Origin of the sequence: Microvirgula aerodenitrificans DSM 15089, from assembly GCF_000620105.1 — a bacterium.
Classification (GTDB): domain Bacteria; phylum Pseudomonadota; class Gammaproteobacteria; order Burkholderiales; family Aquaspirillaceae; genus Microvirgula; species Microvirgula aerodenitrificans.
In genome coordinates this window covers 83,584-98,919 of the sequence record NZ_JHVK01000010.1, presented here as the reverse complement: position 1 = coordinate 98,919, position 15,336 = coordinate 83,584, and the positions used below count along the sequence as shown (strand labels likewise).

The window sequence follows — 15,336 nt, the reverse complement described above, 5'->3', positions numbered from 1 at the left end:
GACTGACAGAGTCTGCCGTGAGCACGGCAGTCTGCCTGATTGAATCCTGCCTCTTCCGTCCCCGCCGCCGCGGGGAAACCTCGCTTCGCTCGTCCGTTCTTCGTGGCAGGGACCGACACAAGAAAAGGGACCTTTCGGTCCCTTTATTGTCCAGGCTACTTCCCGTAGACCTGCTTGATTACTGCGCCGGAGTCGCGGCCGGTGCAGCAGCCGGCTTGGCGGCGGCCTTCTTGTGGCTGCTCTTCTTGTTGTGATGAGCAGCGGCCTTCTTGTGCTTGGCAGCATGCTTGGTGGTGGTGTCAGCCTGGGCTTCCTGTTCAGCCTTGGCCGGAGCCTTCTTCACCGCAGCCTTTTTGGCCGGGGTCTTCTTGGCAGCCACTTTCTTGTGTGCAGCCTTCTTGTGCGTCTGGGTCGTTTGCGTGGTCTTGGCGGCCGGAGCGGCAGCGGCATCAGCAGCCGGTGCGGCCGGGGCAGCAGCCATGGCGATGGCGGTGGAACCTGCAAACAGGGCAGCAACGAGGGTGGTCAGCAGCTTGTTCATTTCATTTCTCCAAATCGGTCGGGGGCAAGGCGCTGTTCAATGTGTTGCGCCATGGATGTAGTGTCGTCCCGAACCCTTTCCGCGTCAGTGCGACAAGCGTTTCACTTGGTATGCGTATGTATTGTCAGCTGCTGTCAGATACCGTCACATTTCCTCGCGCGAGGCGCTGCCGTCAGCGCGGGTCGAAGGGCAGCGCCAGCCGGTCCTTCTCCGACAGGATGGGTTCGCGAGCCAGTGGCCAGCGGATGCCGATGCGCGGATCGTTCCAGGCAATGGTCCGTTCCAGTGCCGGGCACCAGGTGTCCGTGGTCTTGTACAGCACCTCGGCCCCGGCGGACAGCACCAGATAGCCGTGGGCGAATCCTTCGGGAATCCACAACTGCCGCCGGTTCGCCGCCGACAGCGTGACGCCGGCCCACTGCAGAAAGGTCGGCGACGATTCGCGCAGGTCGACGGACACATCGAACACTTCGCCCTGCACGACCCGCACCAGCTTGCCCTGCGCACGCGGAGCCAGTTGCTCATGCAGGCCGCGCAGCACGCCTTCGACCGAGCTGACCTGATTGTCCTGGACGAAGGTCACCTCCCGGCCGATCACGGCATCGAATGCCGACTGCCGGTAGCTTTCATGGAAACTGCCGCGCTCGTCATGAAACACGGTCGGTTCCAGCAGGGCGAGCCCGGGCAGGGGGGTGTCGATCAGCCGCACTCAGAACACCGGCTGCTTCAGCAGGTTGAGCAGATACTGCCCATAAGTATTCTTGAGCAAGGGTGTGGCCAGCCGCTCCAGTTGTGCCGCGTCAATATAGCCCAGCCGGTAGGCTATCTCTTCCGGGCAGGACACCTTCAGGCCCTGTCGGGTTTCGATGGTGGCAATGAACTGGCTCGCCTCCAGCATCGACTCGTGGGTGCCGGTATCCAGCCAGGCATAGCCGCGACGCATGGTCTGTACATCGAGCATGCCGCGTGACAGGTAGACCTTGTTGATATCGGTAATCTCGAGTTCGCCCCGTGCCGACGGCCGGATCGAACGGGCAATCTCCACCACCTGCTTGTCGTAGAAATACAGTCCGGTCACGGCATAGTTCGATTTCGGCTGTGCCGGCTTTTCTTCGAGACTGAGCACCCGCCCGGCTTCGTCAAACTCGACCACCCCGTACCGCCCCGGATCCTGAACCCGGTAGGCAAATACGCTGGCGCCATCGGTCTTGCGATCAGCGGCACCGAGCAGGCTGCCAAAGTCATGGCCATAAAAGATATTGTCCCCAAGCACCAGGGCCGACGGCTGACCGGCCAGAAAGTCCTCGCCGATCAGAAAGGCCTGTGCCAGCCCGTCCGGGCTGGCCTGGACCGCGTACTGCAGGTTGAGTCCCCAGCCGTGACCATCACCCAGCAGTTGCGCGAAACGTGGCGTGTCCTGTGGGGTGGAGATGATCAGGATGTCACGAATGCCGGCCAGCATCAGCGTGGCCAGCGGATAGTAGATCATCGGCTTGTCATAGATCGGCAGCAGTTGCTTGCTGACCGCCAGTGTCGCCGGATACAGGCGGGTGCCGGATCCCCCGGCGAGGATGATGCCTTTTCGTGCCATGGGAATTCTGCTCAATCGTTCAACTGCGAAAATACATGGTCGACACCAGCCTGCCAGTGCGGCATCAGCAGGCCGAAGGTCCGTTCCAGCCGTTCGCAATCCAGCCTGGAATTGGCCGGACGCGGTGCCGGCAGCGGATAGTCGCTGCTCGGGATCGGCTGAATGGCATCTGTGGTCAGCGCCAGCCGCAACCCGGCCTGTTCGGCGAGGCCTACCACATGCCGCGCATAGTCATACCAGCTGGTCTCGCCGCGTGCAGTCAGGTGGTAGGTGCCGTACGGGAAGGCCTGCGGCGACTGCAGGTAGCGGGCAAGCAGATGCGCGGTCGCATCGGCCACCAGCGCCGCCGAGGTTGGCGCCCCGACCTGATCGGCAACGATGCTCAGCGTTTGCCGTTGTTGCGCCAGCGCCAGCACCGTCTTGAGGAAGTTGTTGCCATGCGCGCTGACCACCCAGCTGGTGCGCAGGATCAGGTGCCGGGCGCCGCTGTTGCGGATCGCCTGCTCCCCGTCCCACTTGGTCTGTCCGTACACCGACTGCGGCTGGGCCGCATCGTCTTCGACGTAGGCACCTGCCTTGCGACCGTCGAACACATAGTCAGTCGAGTAATGGACCAGCAGCGCATCATGCCGCGCGGCCCAGGCGGCCAGCCGCGCCGGCGCCTCGGCATTGATGGCGGCCGCGGCGGCCGGTTCGGTTTCCGCCTGGTCAACCGCCGTATAAGCAGCCGGATTGACAATGATGCCGGGCCGGAAGCGATCGAGCGCCGCCTCGATGGAGGCCGGATCGGACAGATCCATCTGCGCGCGATGACAGGCGACGATGTCGCCCAGCAATGCCAGCGCGCGTTGCGATTCAAATCCGACCTGGCCGTTGGCGCCAGTAATCAATATGCGAGTCATGCCTGGCTTCCATAGTGCAGGTCTACCCAGTCGCGGTAGGCGCCACTGGTGACATTGTTTACCCAGTCCGGATTGGCCAGATACCACTCGACCGTTTTCCGGATGCCGGTATCGAACGTTTCCGCCGGTTTCCAGCCCAGTTCGCGCTCCAGCTTGCGCGCGTCGATCGCATAGCGGCGATCGTGGCCCGGCCGGTCGGTCACGTAGTGAATCTGGCTGGCATAACTATTGCCATCGGCACGCGGTCGCAATGTGTCGAGCATTCGGCACAGGGTGCGGACCACGTCGATATTCGGCTTTTCGTTCCAGCCACCGATGTTGTACGTGTCGCCGGGTCGCCCGGCGTCCAGCACCCGGCGGATCGCGACACAGTGGTCGCCCACGTACAGCCAGTCGCGCACCTGCAGGCCATCACCGTAGACGGGAAGCGGTTTTCCGGCCAGTGCATTCAGGATCACCAGCGGGATCAGCTTTTCCGGGAAATGGTACGGCCCGTAGTTGTTGCTGCAATGGGTGGTCAGCACCGGCAGACCATAGGTATGGAACCAGGCCCGCACCAGGTGGTCGGACGCGGCCTTGCTGGCTGCATACGGGCTGTTTGGCGCACAGGCATCGTCTTCGGTGAAGGGAGCGTCGTCTGCCGACAGCGTGCCGAAGACTTCATCGGTGGAAACATGCAGGAAGCGGAATGCCGACCGCCCGGCCTCGTCCAGCGTCTGCCAGTACGCGCGCGCCGCCTCAAGCAGGGAAAAGGTGCCGACAATATTGGTGTCGACAAAGTCCGCCGGGCCATGGATCGAGCGATCGACATGGCTTTCGGCGGCGAAATGGATCACGGCCCGTGGACGATGTGTATCCAGCAACTGGCTGACCAGCGTCCGGTCGCCAATATCGCCGTGCACGAACTGGTGCCGCGAATCACCGTGCAGGCTGCGCAGCGTATCCAGGTTGCCGGCATAGGTGAGCTTGTCAAGATTGACCACCAGCTCGTCGCTTTGTGCCAGCCAGTCGAGCACAAAGTTCCCACCGATAAATCCGGCACCGCCCGTAACCAGAATGGTCATGATGTTCTGCTTGAATGAGATGCCGCTTTGATCGGAGCCCGGGCCGACAACTTGACCCGCCCGGCCATGAAAATCGCAAAAACCGCATTCTAGCGCAGCGCTCTCCCGGGCACGACAAAGCCGGCTTGCGCCGGCTTCGGACTGACTGGCATCAACCGCCGGGCATCATTTCTCGACGAAGGCGCGCTCGATGGCGAAGTCGGCCGGATCGCCCATGCGCGGCGATTCCTTGAAGCCCATGCCGGTCAGCATCACCGTCAGGTCGTGCAGCATGGCCGGGCTCCCGCAGATCAGCGCCCGGTCATTGGCCGGATCGAGTTGCGGCAGGCCGATGTCGGCGCACAGCTTGCCGGACGCCAGCAGGTCGGTCAGGCGGCCCTGATTGCGGTACGGTTCGCGGGTCACGGTCGGGTAGTAGATCAGCTTTTCGCGGACGATATCGCCAAAGTACTCGTTTTCCGGCAGTTCTCTGGTGATGTAGTCGTGATAGCCGAGCTCGCTGACCCAGCGCACGCCGTGAGTCAGAATGACTTTTTCGTAACGCTCGTAGACTTCCGGGTCCTTGATGATGGACATGAACGGGGCGAGCCCGGTCCCGGTCGACAGCAGATAGAGGTTCTTGCCCGGCAGCAGGTTGTCCTGCACCAGGGTGCCGGTCGGTTTCTTGCTGACCAGCACGGTGTCGCCGACCTGCAGATGCTGCAGCTTCGACGTCAGCGGGCCATCCTGTACCTTGATGCTGTAGAACTCGAGGTGCTCGTCATAATTCGAGCTGGCGATGCTATAGGCACGCATCAGCGGCTTGCCGTTGACTTCGAGACCGATCATCACGAACTGGCCGTTGATGAAACGCAGTCCCTCGTCACGGGTGCAGGTGAAACTGAACAGGGTGTCGTTCCAGTGATGGACTGAGAGGACACGTTCGGCGGTCATGTTCGACATGGCAACTGGATACGGTGAGTGTCTGAGAATGCACGCATTGTACTGGCAGCGTAAAGCGCCGCCTACACAAAATACCGATAAGCAATATCAGGCGTGCCCATTAAAACAAAAGGAAATTATGGGGTTGCCGACCCATCCACATGGGATAAGGGCCGGCCCATGTCATTCATCATCCGGGGCTACCAGATGTAGAACAACAAGACCCACATCCCGAGAAACAGCCCGAGACCGGGCAGGATACAGGACAGTGCCAGCAGGCTGCGTCCCCTGCCCGCACCACGCCGGCGTGCCAGACGCCACAGCAGGCGCAGGCTCCACAGCGCGGCGGCCGACAGCAACGCCGCCCGCCACCACGGCAGGTTCGGGATATTCAGTCCCTCGTGTTTCAGCAAGGTCACGGTGGTCATCGACAGGCCGAGGAACACACCGACCCCGGCCAGCGGAATCAGCCCCTGGGCCAGTTGGTCCAGCGTGCGTCGGGCGCGTCCCGGCAATCCGCGATCGGCCGCCCACAAGCCGGCCAGCAGCATGCTGCCGACTACCGCCGCCGTACCGAGGATAAAGCCCAGCACCAGCGAACCATCCAGCCAGCTGAAGCTGTCGTTGACTTCCGGGTAGTGCGTCAGCAACCACCACGGCGCACCGTCATCCAGCGGCCAGTAGATATCGCGGTTGATCAGCCAGGTAGCAATATCCTGCTTCAGCGCGACCAGCCACGGGCTGGACGACCAGGCAAACGCGCCGAGCGCAATGCCCATCATGCCGTAGACGATCAGCAGCGTCGGCCAGCGGCCGGAATCGGCTACCTCGACGATTTCCGCTTCCGGACTGCGCGGTGCCAGGGTCACCGCATCGCGATACCCGCTGCAGCGCCCGCACATGTGACAGTCGCCGGCCCCCTGCATATGGCCGATGGCGACCAGTGGCGCACAGTTGATCGGAATGACCTTGCGTCCGGGTTCGCGGAATTTCTCGTGATCGACCTTGAAATGCCACGGCGCCAGCCGCGCCAGCAGGTTGAACACGCCGTTGACCGGGCACAGATAGCGACACCAGACCCGCTTGCTGCTGCCATACAGCAGGCCAACGGCAACGGCGGCCACCGTCGACCCGCCCAGCACCAGCAGCACCGCCAGCGGATACTGGTATACGCTGACCAGTTGCCCATAGATGGTGGTCAGCGCAAACGCCACGAACGGCCAGCCGCCCCAGCGCATCCAGCGCGGAATCGGCCGGCGCAGGCCGCGCTCACTGGCCCACTCCGACAGCATGCCTTCGGGGCACAGCCAGCCGCACCAGGCGCGCCCGAACAGCGGCATGGACACCAGCACGAATGGCCACCACACGCCCCAGAACGCAAATTGCGCCAACACCGTCAGGTTGTTGAGCGCATGGTCGGTCTCGGTCGGCAGCGGCAGGAACGGCGGCACGACCAGCAGGGTCGCGTACACCAGCACGATCCCCCACTGCAGGCGCCGCAGCCAGTGTGCGTGGCCGCGCAGCCAGTCTCCTGCCTGCGCGGCATAGGTAGCGACAGTCATGCTTTTGCCACGACCCCGGACTTTCCCGCCCGCTTCAGCAGCAGCGTGGTCACGACCCAGTAGCCGAGCCAGACCAGCAGCAGCGTCAGTGCCGGATGTGAACGATAGCCGGCGAAGTCGGCCAGGATCTTGCCGAGGCCATAGCTTTCATCGAGCAGACCGGAGCTGTCCCACAGCTGGTCGATACCGGCCGGCAGGGTGCCCATGCCGATCAGACGGTCGATGCCGGCATTCAGCAACGCGCCCGCCAGCAGCAGCAACAGGATTTCGGTAACGCGGAAGAACACCCGCCACGACAGCCAGCGACCGCCAAGCTGCAGCACGTAGAAAGTGGCCAGCGCGGCGACAAAGCCGCCAATGCCCGCCAGCAGCAGGCTGGCATGGTTGTCGCTGCCGGCCACGGTGCCGTACAGGAACACCACCGTCTCGCTGCCTTCGCGCGCGACGGCGATCATCACCAGCACCAGCATGCCCCAGTAGTTGCGCTGCGCCGCCTGGGCGGACAGCCCCTGCTCCAGTTCCCGCTTCAGCGTGCGGCCGTGGCGCTTCATCCACACCACCATCTGCACCACCAGCGCCGCGGCGACCAGCGCCATGCCGGCCTGGAAGTATTCCTGCCCTTCGTCGCCCAGCCAGTCGGCCACGCCGAGCAGCATCAGCGCCAGCGCGCCGGACAGCGCCAGGCCGGCGGCCACGCCGCCCCACAGGAACGGCATGCCGCCGCGCCCCAGATCCGAGTTTGCCTTCAGCCATGCATAGAGAATGCCGACCACCAGCAGCGCTTCGACGCTTTCACGCCAGACGATAAATGCGACCTGTTCCATCCTGCTCTCACTTCACCACGATGACGCCACGCGCCTGCGGGTGGAAATCGTCAAAAAACGGGTATTCGCCCGGCGAGGCGCCCATCACCACCACCGACGACTTGACGCCGGGTGCCAGCACCTTTTCCTTGCGCAGCGGCAGGCTCTCGAATTCGGCCGGGGTCTTGCCGGTATTGATGACTTCGATGCGGAACTTGGTCTTGGCCGGCGCGACGATGCGTGTCGGCGTCAGCGTGCCGTCCTTCAGCTCGACGCGAAAAGTCGGCATGTCGTCGGCGAAGGCCAGACCGCCGAACATGAGCAGGCACAGGGCTGCAGGTAAACGCATGATCCATCCTCAAGCACTTGCGGCCCGGCGAAGCCGCCAGGCCGTTTTTCTGCGACAAGCGGCGGCCAATGGCCGCCGCGCGCGTCTTAGTAGCCGCCCTTCTTGCCGGTACCGGCGTAGGCGAATTCATAATTGAGTTCGATCGGCTTGAACCACGGGCCCACGCCGGTTTCCTTGTCGACGTGACGACCGAAGTGAGCATGCTGGTTCGCGCTCGGCGGCAGGATGGTGTACTTGAGCTTGTACTTGCCAGCGCCTTCGAGCTTGATGTTGTCGCCGTAGTGCGGGCCGTCCGACGCAACCATCGGCATCAGGTCGCCCTTTTGCACCTTGGTGCTGCCGACCTTCTGCAGTTCGTACTTGACCACCAGGTACGGCATCCATTCGCCTTCGCCGAAACCGGTCGGATTGGCCTTGGCGGCGTGGATGTCGGCTTCGAGGTGGATGTCGCTCTTGGCGGCGTCCAGCATCATGCCGTCCGGATCCATCTTCACCGGTTGCAGGTAAACGGCGGCGATCTCCATACCGCCCTTGATGGTCGGCTTGCCGATCGGGTATTCCGCAGCACTGGCTTGCAGTGCGAGGGCAACGAGGCTGAGCCCCAGCAGCGCTTTCACTTTCATGTGACGTGTTCCTCAGAGGGGTGAAATGGGCGGATCATTAACGGGAAGTTAACGAAATGCGCGGATAAAGGATTGTACCCGCATTTCAATGAATGAGAAACAGTCGCAAATAGAGACAATGCTGAGGCGGATTATTTGCCTGAGACATCGCGATACAGCGCAGCGTACCGCTCGACCATATGCCGCGCAGTGAAATGCCCGAGATAGCGTTGCCGTGCGCGCGCGCCCATCGCGGCCGCCAGCGCCGGTTCATGCCACAGGCGGTCCAGCGCCTGGCGCAGGGCTTGTACATTGCCTGGTGGAACTACCAGGCCAGTCTCCCCATCCAGATTGATATAGCTGGTGCCGGTACCGATCTCACAGGACACAAGAGGCTTGCCGTGCATGGCGCCTTCGATCAGCGTCACGCCGAACGCCTCGGAACGCAGGTGTGACGGGAACACCACACCGAGGCAGAGCACCAGCAACGCGGCCTTGTCTTCATCCGGCAGCGGTCCGAGGAAATGCACGTTGTGCAGCCCCAGGCGCTGCGCCTGCGCGCGGAGTTCGGTCTCCATTGGTCCGCCCCCGACAATCGCAACCGGATAATCGCAGCCTGCCAGCGCGTCAAGCAGGATGTGCAGACCCTTGTAGTAACGGATGGCACCAACGAACAGGAAGAACTTTTCGCCCAGCCGTTGTCGCCATCCGGCCAGCCGGGCCGGATCTGGCACCGGCTGACTACCCTCGTCGACCCCGAGAGGAATCACTGTCACCCGGTCGGCAAAGCGCTGGAGCACCGGGCTGGTGACCAGGTAATTCGGCGAGGTGGCAACGATCCGGTCCACACTGGACAGGAAGCGGTTCATCAACGGTCGATACAGGTGCAGCAAGGTCTTCTGCTTGACGATGTCCGAGTGGTAGGTGACGACGCTCGGTTTCTTCATCCGCGTGGCGAAGTGAACGACGTCCATGAACGGCCACGGGAAATGGTAGTGAACGACATCGGCCTGACGTGCGAGTTCGGCAAACCGGCCGAACACCGCGGCGGAGAAGCCGGTCGAGGCAACATAGCAATCGAGCCTCGCGCGATGCACAACATGCCCAGCCACACGCTCGTCGCGCGCCGCGCCGCGCGGACTCAGGGACAGCACCTCGGCGTCAAGGCCGAATTCGCGCCCTCCTTCGGCAAGCTGATAGATGACCTGTTCGACCCCGCCAAAACTGTCGGGGTAATAGGTTTTGAAGAAGTGAAGAATTCTCAAATGGCGTCTCGCAATGGTGGAAAAGCACATCGCCCCCGCCAGAAAGATCGGGACCGGCCATCACGATACCATCCACCACCGCCAGTACCGGCGCTGGCAAATGACGAGGACGCCCCCATATACTTGCCTTACGCCGGGGAACCGGCCCTATGCTGGAAACCGATGAACCGCAGTACCGCCCAATGTCGCCAGTGGTTGGCGCACCACCTGCCCGAACCAGCGCTGGCCGCGTGGCGGGCTCTGCCGCGCGCGCAGCTGCGTGCGCGCATCCGCGAAACCGACAAGCAGCAGCACTTTTTCTGTAGCATGGGACTGGCATTGGTGCTGTCGTCAGTAGCCACGCCGGCCATTGGCCTGCCGGCGACGTTCCTGCTTGGTCTGGTCAAGGAAATCTGGGACGAGCGTTATGGCAGCGGATTTTGCTGGTACGACATGGCAGCCAACGCCATCGGCATAATGGCCGCCCTGCCGCTGATTCTGGTATAGCCGTTACAGCAGGCAGCGCCAGAGCACGTCGGAGAAATCTCCGCCGCCAATCAACTGGACTACTGCTTCGGAGGCATCGAGGCTGTTGTAGGTGGGCAGCGGAGCGGAAACGGCCTGCGTGGTGGGCTCCGGCGCGCCGAACAGCAGTTCCAGCGGCTCGGGGGCGGGGCTCAACGGCAGCGCCGATACCGGCAGGGCGTCGAAGGCCCCAGTCAGCTCCCTGGCATCATCAGTGGAAATCGAAGGCATGGGCGAGTCTCTGAAAGGTCGGAGCAGCGTAACAGGCTATCATACGCCGGCCTCACCATCGTGTTGCAACTATCCACCACGTGCACACCCGATACCGACATGAAGAACACGCTCTTCAGCAAGCAGCCACACACTTGAAAACCCTAATGGCATGAATTGTCACGCGGCCAATATTTAATACGCACATATCGATCGATGTCCTGCATGGCAGCGCAGGCCACGGGACAGTGAACGGCGACAACGGCATCGCTACAGCCAGCCATGCCTGCATCCCACTGCACGATCAGCCGCACAGCTGCGGTCACCTTCAAGGGCAATACTGTCACGAAAGGCAAGGAGACCATGAACAGCATCAAGCTCACGCCATTCGCATGAGCGTGAATCGCTCAATTACCACAGCCTCCCGCCACAACACGTGATCGCGCCATGGCGGGCATGCCTTCTCTTGTCTCAGAACGCTGCTTCCGCACTGAAATAGCGGTCAACCTCGATGATATCCGCCTCGCTGAGCTCGCCAGCTGCCGCTTTCAGACGCACGCGGCTGATCAGGTAGATGTACTTGGCCTCGGCCAGGTCGCGGCGCGACTGATAAAGTTGCTCCTGCGCATTGAGGATGTCGGCATTGGTGCGCAAACCGGCCTTGAATCCCATCAGCGTGGATTTCAGCGAGCGCTCACTGGACTTGACCGCCAGATCCAGCGCCCGCACCTTGCTGGCGCCAGTGGTAGTGCCCGTATACTGGCGAACCACCTCGGTGCGGATCTTGCTGATCGCCGCCTCCAGATCCTCTTTCGCCTTGTCCCGATTGGCGGCCGCCTGGCGGGTCAGTGCCGATGTATAGCCACCAGAGAACAGTGGAATATTGACCTGTACACCGATGCTTCTGCTGGTCGTCCGCTGGTTGACCGTCGTCACCGAATCACTGTCGGCCTTGGAGAACGAACCAACCAGATCCACAGTCGGATAGTGCCCGGCCTTGCTGCGATCAATTTCACGGTCAGATATTTCGACCGCCTTGCGCTGGGCACGGATTTCCGGGTTGTTGGCCAGTGCGCGTTCGGTCCACATGGCAGCCGAATCCTGCATCGTCGGCAGCACGAATGCATCGCCGCTGAGTACTGCCAGCGAGCGCGGCGTTTCGCCAATCAGTTCCTGCAGCGTCTTCAGCGAGACCTGCAGCCGGTCCTCGGCCTCAATGCGCTGGGCGTCGGCGATATCGCGCCGCGCAGTCGCTTCGTCCACGTCCGTTACCGTTCCGTCTCCGAGTTCGTACATGCGCTTGGCCGCCGCCAGCTGTTCGCTGATGGCCTTGAGCTTGGCCTCGGCCAGGTCGATCGAGTCGCGCGCCAGCAAGACGTCCATGTAAGCGCCTGACAGGCGCACAGCCAGATCCTGCAGTTTCTGGTCCAGCACCGCATCGCTGTATTCAGCGCGCGCATTACCCTGCCGGTACTCGGCCAGGCGCTGCATATTGAATAGTGGCTGGCTAAGCTGCACGCTGGCGCTCTTGCTCGTATAGTCAAGATCCTCGGTAAACGTCCGGCCCAGGTAGGGCTGCTTGCGATCCCCGGTCACCTTGTACTTGTAGCCGCTGGCGCTGATCTGCGGCAGCAGGCCGGCGCGTCCGAGGTTGCGGTTTTCCTGTCCAGCCTCGTTTTCCTTCAACGCAGCACGCCAGGTCGGATCGCTCTCGCGCGCAGCGTGGTAGGCGTCAAACAGGCCGATCGCCTGGACGGCCGGTGCGGCGCAGGCTAGCGCCACAAAGGTGGCAATGAAAGTCCGTTTCACCGTCATTGCTCCTTGAACGCGCCATCGACGCGATCCAGCAAAGGTTTGATCAGGTAGTTGAGCATTGTGCGTTCGCCCGTTTTGACTACCACCGACGCCGGCATCCCCGGACGGATCTGGTTCTGGCCAAGCATGACCAGTCCCTTGTCGGTCACTTTTACCTGCACCAGGTAATACGGCATATTGGTACGTTCATCGACCAGGCGGTCAGCGGACACCGTGTCGACCACACCCGGAACATTCGGTGTCTTGGCATGGCTGAAGGCCGGGAACGACAGTTCGACCGGCAGCCCCGGATGCACCTTGTCGATCAGTTGCGGCGCCACCTGTGCCTCGACCACCATCGGCTCATTGCGCGGCACCACATCCATGATGTGGAAGCCCGGCTGGATAACCCCGCCAACGGTATGCACATTCAGCCCGACCACGATGCCGTCAATAGGCGACTTGATCTGCGTATTTTCGAATTCGTAGCGCAGTGCACTCAGGCGATCAGCCTGGGCATTGGCATCCTTCTGCACGTCAGTCAGCAACGACTGAACTTCTTTTTGATACTCCTGCCGGCGCTGGAGAATGCGGAGCTTGAGCTCAGCAATCTGGTTATGGGTGCGACCGATATTGGCCAGATCCTCCGCCAGCGAGCCGTTGATCTGCAGCGCATCGCGCTCCAGGCCCAGCATGCGGTTGCGCGGCACATAGCCTTCCCGGGCCATCTCGCGCACGCCCTTCAGTTCCTCGTTCAGAAAACCCAGTTGCTGCTGGCGGGACTTCCGGACCTGTTCCTGCCCATGCAGTTGCTCAAGCGCAGCAGCCAGGTTTTCTTCCAGAATGCGGATTTCGCTGTCCAGCGACGAACGTCGAGTCGTGAACAGGCGGGTCTGCAGCGCGATCGCTTCCTTCACCCGCAGGTCGTCCCCAAAACTTTTCAGCTCCGGTATCGGTTCCAGATTGGTCTTGCCATCACGCTCGGCCACCAGACGACTTTCCACCGCCTTGGCTGAAATGAACTGCGCCTCGGCCATACCCAGCTGTGAGCCAGACTGGGTCGGGTTCAGCTTGACCAATACCTGGTTTTTTTTCACCGCCTGGCCTTCGCGCACCAGAATCGCATCCACCGTGCCACCGGTCAGATGCTGGATGGTCTTGCGGTTACTGGCGACCTTGACCGACCCCGGTGAGGTCACCCCGGCATCGAGCGGTGCCAGCATGGCCCATAACATAAAGCCTCCAAAGCCCAGGATCAGCACACCCAGCCCCCAACGCACTGCACGATGAGAGTTGATATCCACGGGCGACGCTTCACCCTCGGATGCCGGGCGGGTCGCCTCGGCATCCATGATTTCAAATTTTTTCTTCAGACTTTTCATGGTCGTTTCGTTCAAGCGACATCAGTGGAAACGGGGGCCTGCTGCGGAGCAGGCACGGCCGGCTGCTGGGCCTGCATCAGAGCCTGCAGCACCTGGTCGCGTGGCCCGTACATCTGCATCGTGCCGTCGCGCAGTACCATCAGCTTGTCGACAGCGTTGATGATGCTGGTGCGGTGAGTAATCAGCACCACGGTCTTGCCGCGCTGCTTCATGCCTAGAACGGCCCGAACAAGCGCGGCCTCGCCCATGTCGTCAAGATTGGAGTTCGGTTCGTCGAGCACGATCAGGGCCGGCTCGCCATACAGGGCGCGGGCCAGACCGATACGCTGCTTCTGCCCGCCTGACAGCAGGCTGCCGTCAGCACCGAGCCGGGTATCGTAACCCTGCGGAAAACGCAGGATCATGTCGTGCACACCGGCCAGTTGTGCCGCAGCAATGACCATACCGCTGTCGATTTCGCCAAAACGCGCGATATTCTCGGCAATCGTGCCCTCGAACAGTTCGATATCCTGCGGCAGGTAGCCGATGTGAGGCCCCAATTCGTCCTTGTTCCACAGAAAAATGTCGGCGCCGTCGAGCCGGACCTTGCCTGACTGGGCCGGCCAGACGCCCACCAGCAGACGGGCCAGCGTCGACTTGCCGGAAGCCGACGGGCCGACAATACCGACCACGTCTCCCGGATTCATCGCAAAACCCAACCCGCGCAGAACCGGTGCCTGGGCGCCCGGAGGCGCGGCAATCACATTTTCCACCACCACCTGCCCTTGCGGCACCGGCAGGCTCATCGAGCTGCCGCGTGGCGGGTGCTCGGTCAACAGCTCGTCCAGCCGCGCATAGGCGGCACGGGCACCGATCAGTTGCTTCCAGGTACCAATGGCCAGTTCGACCGGCTGCAGCGCGCGCCCCATCAGGATCGAGCAGGCAATCATCATCCCCGGGGTCAGCTTGCCTTCGATCACCAGCAGTGCACCGGCGCCCAGGATCAGTGATTGCAGCGAAATACGGATGAATTTGGTGATGGTGTTGATCTTGGCCGCCCGGTCCGAAGCCAGCGTCTGCATCGCGAGGATGCGGCTGTGATGGACGAACCATTTGCCTCGGATTGCAGGCAGCATGCCCATCGCTTCGATCACCTCGGCATTGCGCAGATTGTTGTTGGCGAAAGCACCAGAGGCAATCGATGCCTGATTGGCCTCGGCCAGCGGCTTGCGCGTGGCGACCTCGGTCACCCAGGCGAGGCAAAACAGCACCACGGCGCCAAACAGCACGATCAGGCCCAGCATCGGGTGGAACATGAAGCACACAGCCAGATAAATCGGTGTCCACGGCGCATCGAAGAAGGCGAACAGGCCATTGCCGGTCAGGAACTGGCGCACGCTGGTCAGGTCATGGATAGTCTGCCCAGGGTTGCCGCCGGCGCGGCGCAGGTTCTTCTCGAATGCAGCAGTGAATACCCGGTTATTGAGCCGCATATCCAACTGATTGCCAACGCGGATCAGCACCGCTGAACGTGTGTATTCAAGTGCCTCCATCAGCGCGAACAACCCCAGCGTCATCAGTGTCAGCATCAGCAGCGTGGTTTCGTTCTGGCTGGCCAGCACCCGGTCGTACACCTGCAGCATGTAGATCGACGGCATCAGCATCAGCAGGTTGATGACGAAGCTGAACGCGCCCAGCGCATAGAAAGTCCGGCGAAAGTCGTAAAGCACCGCACCCAGTTCAGTGCGCTTTGACAACAACGATTTCATCATGTTTGGAACTCGGTTAGACAGAAAATCCGGTCACCCGACAACAGGTCGGAGCCGGACTGCATGACAGGAACACATGCCGAAAAGGAAAAGCACGA

General features: G+C 62.0%; 17 protein-coding genes. 1 reads left to right on the top strand and 16 read right to left on the bottom strand.

Translation table 11 applies throughout. The annotated features are described in order from the left end of the window. Positions 1–178 precede the first annotated feature (178 nt). The 11 genes from Q352_RS0110370 to Q352_RS0110320 all read right to left on the bottom strand — a co-directional run bounded on the left by Q352_RS0110370 (position 179) and on the right by Q352_RS0110320 (position 9,600). Complete coding sequence (locus Q352_RS0110370) at positions 179–541, bottom strand: hypothetical protein (protein WP_028499289.1); 363 nt, start codon at positions 539–541, stop codon at positions 179–181. A 172-nt stretch (positions 542–713) separates the two neighbouring features. Further along, entirely contained in the window at positions 714–1,250 is a 537-nt protein-coding gene (rfbC, locus tag Q352_RS0110365; protein WP_028499288.1) for a dTDP-4-dehydrorhamnose 3,5-epimerase, read from the bottom strand. Then, on the bottom strand, positions 1,251–2,132 hold the full coding sequence (rfbA, locus tag Q352_RS0110360) for a glucose-1-phosphate thymidylyltransferase RfbA (protein WP_028499287.1): 882 nt from the start codon (positions 2,130–2,132) through the stop codon (positions 1,251–1,253). A gap of 11 nt (positions 2,133–2,143) precedes the next feature. Continuing rightward, on the bottom strand, positions 2,144–3,034 hold the full coding sequence (gene rfbD, locus Q352_RS0110355; protein WP_028499286.1) for a dTDP-4-dehydrorhamnose reductase: 891 nt from the start codon (positions 3,032–3,034) through the stop codon (positions 2,144–2,146). Beyond that, complete coding sequence (rfbB, locus tag Q352_RS0110350) at positions 3,031–4,098, bottom strand: dTDP-glucose 4,6-dehydratase (RefSeq protein ID WP_028499285.1); 1,068 nt, start codon at positions 4,096–4,098, stop codon at positions 3,031–3,033. Before rfbB ends, rfbD begins: the two co-directional genes overlap by 4 nt. A 165-nt stretch (positions 4,099–4,263) precedes the next feature. Continuing rightward, a complete protein-coding gene (locus Q352_RS0110345; RefSeq protein WP_028499284.1) occupies positions 4,264–5,040 on the bottom strand; it encodes a ferredoxin--NADP reductase in 777 nt (258 codons plus the stop codon). A gap of 179 nt (positions 5,041–5,219) precedes the next feature. After that, positions 5,220–6,581: a 4Fe-4S binding protein gene (locus Q352_RS0110340; RefSeq protein ID WP_028499283.1), complete on the bottom strand. Its 1,362-nt coding sequence runs from the start codon at positions 6,579–6,581 to the stop codon at positions 5,220–5,222. Beyond that, positions 6,578–7,405 (bottom strand): FTR1 family iron permease, encoded by an 828-nt coding sequence (locus Q352_RS0110335; protein ID WP_028499282.1) that lies wholly within the window; start codon positions 7,403–7,405, stop codon positions 6,578–6,580. The genes Q352_RS0110340 and Q352_RS0110335 overlap by 4 nt, the downstream gene beginning before the upstream one ends. 7 nt (positions 7,406–7,412) lie before the next feature. Then, positions 7,413–7,733 carry a cupredoxin domain-containing protein gene (locus tag Q352_RS0110330; protein ID WP_028499281.1) on the bottom strand — a complete coding sequence of 107 codons (321 nt, stop codon included), beginning with the start codon at positions 7,731–7,733 and terminating at the stop codon, positions 7,413–7,415. 86 nt (positions 7,734–7,819) lie between these two features. Beyond that, positions 7,820–8,356, bottom strand: coding sequence for an iron transporter (locus Q352_RS0110325; protein ID WP_028499280.1), 537 nt, complete (start codon positions 8,354–8,356; stop codon positions 7,820–7,822). Positions 8,357–8,487: 131 nt separating this feature from the next. Beyond that, on the bottom strand, positions 8,488–9,600 hold the full coding sequence (locus Q352_RS0110320) for a glycosyltransferase family 4 protein (RefSeq protein ID WP_028499279.1): 1,113 nt from the start codon (positions 9,598–9,600) through the stop codon (positions 8,488–8,490). A 162-nt stretch (positions 9,601–9,762) separates the two neighbouring features. On the opposite strand from Q352_RS0110320, the gene Q352_RS0110315 reads away from it, so the two are divergent. Further along, on the top strand, positions 9,763–10,086 hold the full coding sequence (locus Q352_RS0110315; RefSeq protein WP_028499278.1) for a YfiM family lipoprotein: 324 nt from the start codon (positions 9,763–9,765) through the stop codon (positions 10,084–10,086). A gap of 3 nt (positions 10,087–10,089) precedes the next feature. Here the strand turns inward: Q352_RS0110315 and Q352_RS0110310 are convergent, their stop codons facing one another. The 5 genes from Q352_RS0110310 to Q352_RS0110295 form a co-directional block, all read right to left on the bottom strand. Then, positions 10,090–10,335: a hypothetical protein gene (locus tag Q352_RS0110310; protein ID WP_028499277.1), complete on the bottom strand. Its 246-nt coding sequence runs from the start codon at positions 10,333–10,335 to the stop codon at positions 10,090–10,092. A gap of 143 nt (positions 10,336–10,478) precedes the next feature. Then, positions 10,479–10,697, bottom strand: a complete 219-nt coding sequence (locus Q352_RS23380) for a hypothetical protein (RefSeq protein ID WP_146745105.1) — start codon at positions 10,695–10,697, stop codon at positions 10,479–10,481. Between the two features lie 88 nt (positions 10,698–10,785). Continuing rightward, positions 10,786–12,123 carry a TolC family outer membrane protein gene (locus Q352_RS0110305; RefSeq protein WP_036385996.1) on the bottom strand — a complete coding sequence of 446 codons (1,338 nt, stop codon included), beginning with the start codon at positions 12,121–12,123 and terminating at the stop codon, positions 10,786–10,788. A gap of 2 nt (positions 12,124–12,125) precedes the next feature. After that, positions 12,126–13,490, bottom strand: a complete 1,365-nt coding sequence (locus Q352_RS0110300) for an HlyD family type I secretion periplasmic adaptor subunit (protein ID WP_211249617.1) — start codon at positions 13,488–13,490, stop codon at positions 12,126–12,128. A gap of 11 nt (positions 13,491–13,501) precedes the next feature. Further along, positions 13,502–15,226 (bottom strand): type I secretion system permease/ATPase, encoded by a 1,725-nt coding sequence (locus tag Q352_RS0110295; RefSeq protein WP_276324990.1) that lies wholly within the window; start codon positions 15,224–15,226, stop codon positions 13,502–13,504. Between the last annotated feature and the right edge of the window lie 110 nt (positions 15,227–15,336).

Excerpts from the sequence above, each read along its gene's own strand:
- Q352_RS0110370 (WP_028499289.1), bottom strand. The coding sequence starts at position 541 with ATGAACAAGCTGCTGACCACCCTCGTTGCTGCCCTGTTTGCAGGTTCC.
- rfbA (WP_028499287.1), bottom strand. The coding sequence starts at position 2,132 with ATGGCACGAAAAGGCATCATCCTCGCCGGGGGATCCGGCACCCGCCTG.
- rfbD (WP_028499286.1), bottom strand. The coding sequence starts at position 3,034 with ATGACTCGCATATTGATTACTGGCGCCAACGGCCAGGTCGGATTTGAA.
- rfbB (WP_028499285.1), bottom strand. The coding sequence starts at position 4,098 with ATGACCATTCTGGTTACGGGCGGTGCCGGATTTATCGGTGGGAACTTT.
- Q352_RS0110345 (WP_028499284.1), bottom strand. The coding sequence starts at position 5,040 with ATGTCGAACATGACCGCCGAACGTGTCCTCTCAGTCCATCACTGGAAC.
- Q352_RS0110340 (WP_028499283.1), bottom strand. The coding sequence starts at position 6,581 with ATGACTGTCGCTACCTATGCCGCGCAGGCAGGAGACTGGCTGCGCGGC.
- Q352_RS0110335 (WP_028499282.1), bottom strand. The coding sequence starts at position 7,405 with ATGGAACAGGTCGCATTTATCGTCTGGCGTGAAAGCGTCGAAGCGCTG.
- Q352_RS0110330 (WP_028499281.1), bottom strand. The coding sequence starts at position 7,733 with ATGCGTTTACCTGCAGCCCTGTGCCTGCTCATGTTCGGCGGTCTGGCC.
- Q352_RS0110325 (WP_028499280.1), bottom strand. The coding sequence starts at position 8,356 with ATGAAAGTGAAAGCGCTGCTGGGGCTCAGCCTCGTTGCCCTCGCACTG.
- Q352_RS0110315 (WP_028499278.1), top strand. The coding sequence starts at position 9,763 with ATGAACCGCAGTACCGCCCAATGTCGCCAGTGGTTGGCGCACCACCTG.
- Q352_RS0110310 (WP_028499277.1), bottom strand. The coding sequence starts at position 10,335 with ATGCCTTCGATTTCCACTGATGATGCCAGGGAGCTGACTGGGGCCTTC.
- Q352_RS0110300 (WP_211249617.1), bottom strand. The coding sequence starts at position 13,490 with ATGAAAAGTCTGAAGAAAAAATTTGAAATCATGGATGCCGAGGCGACC.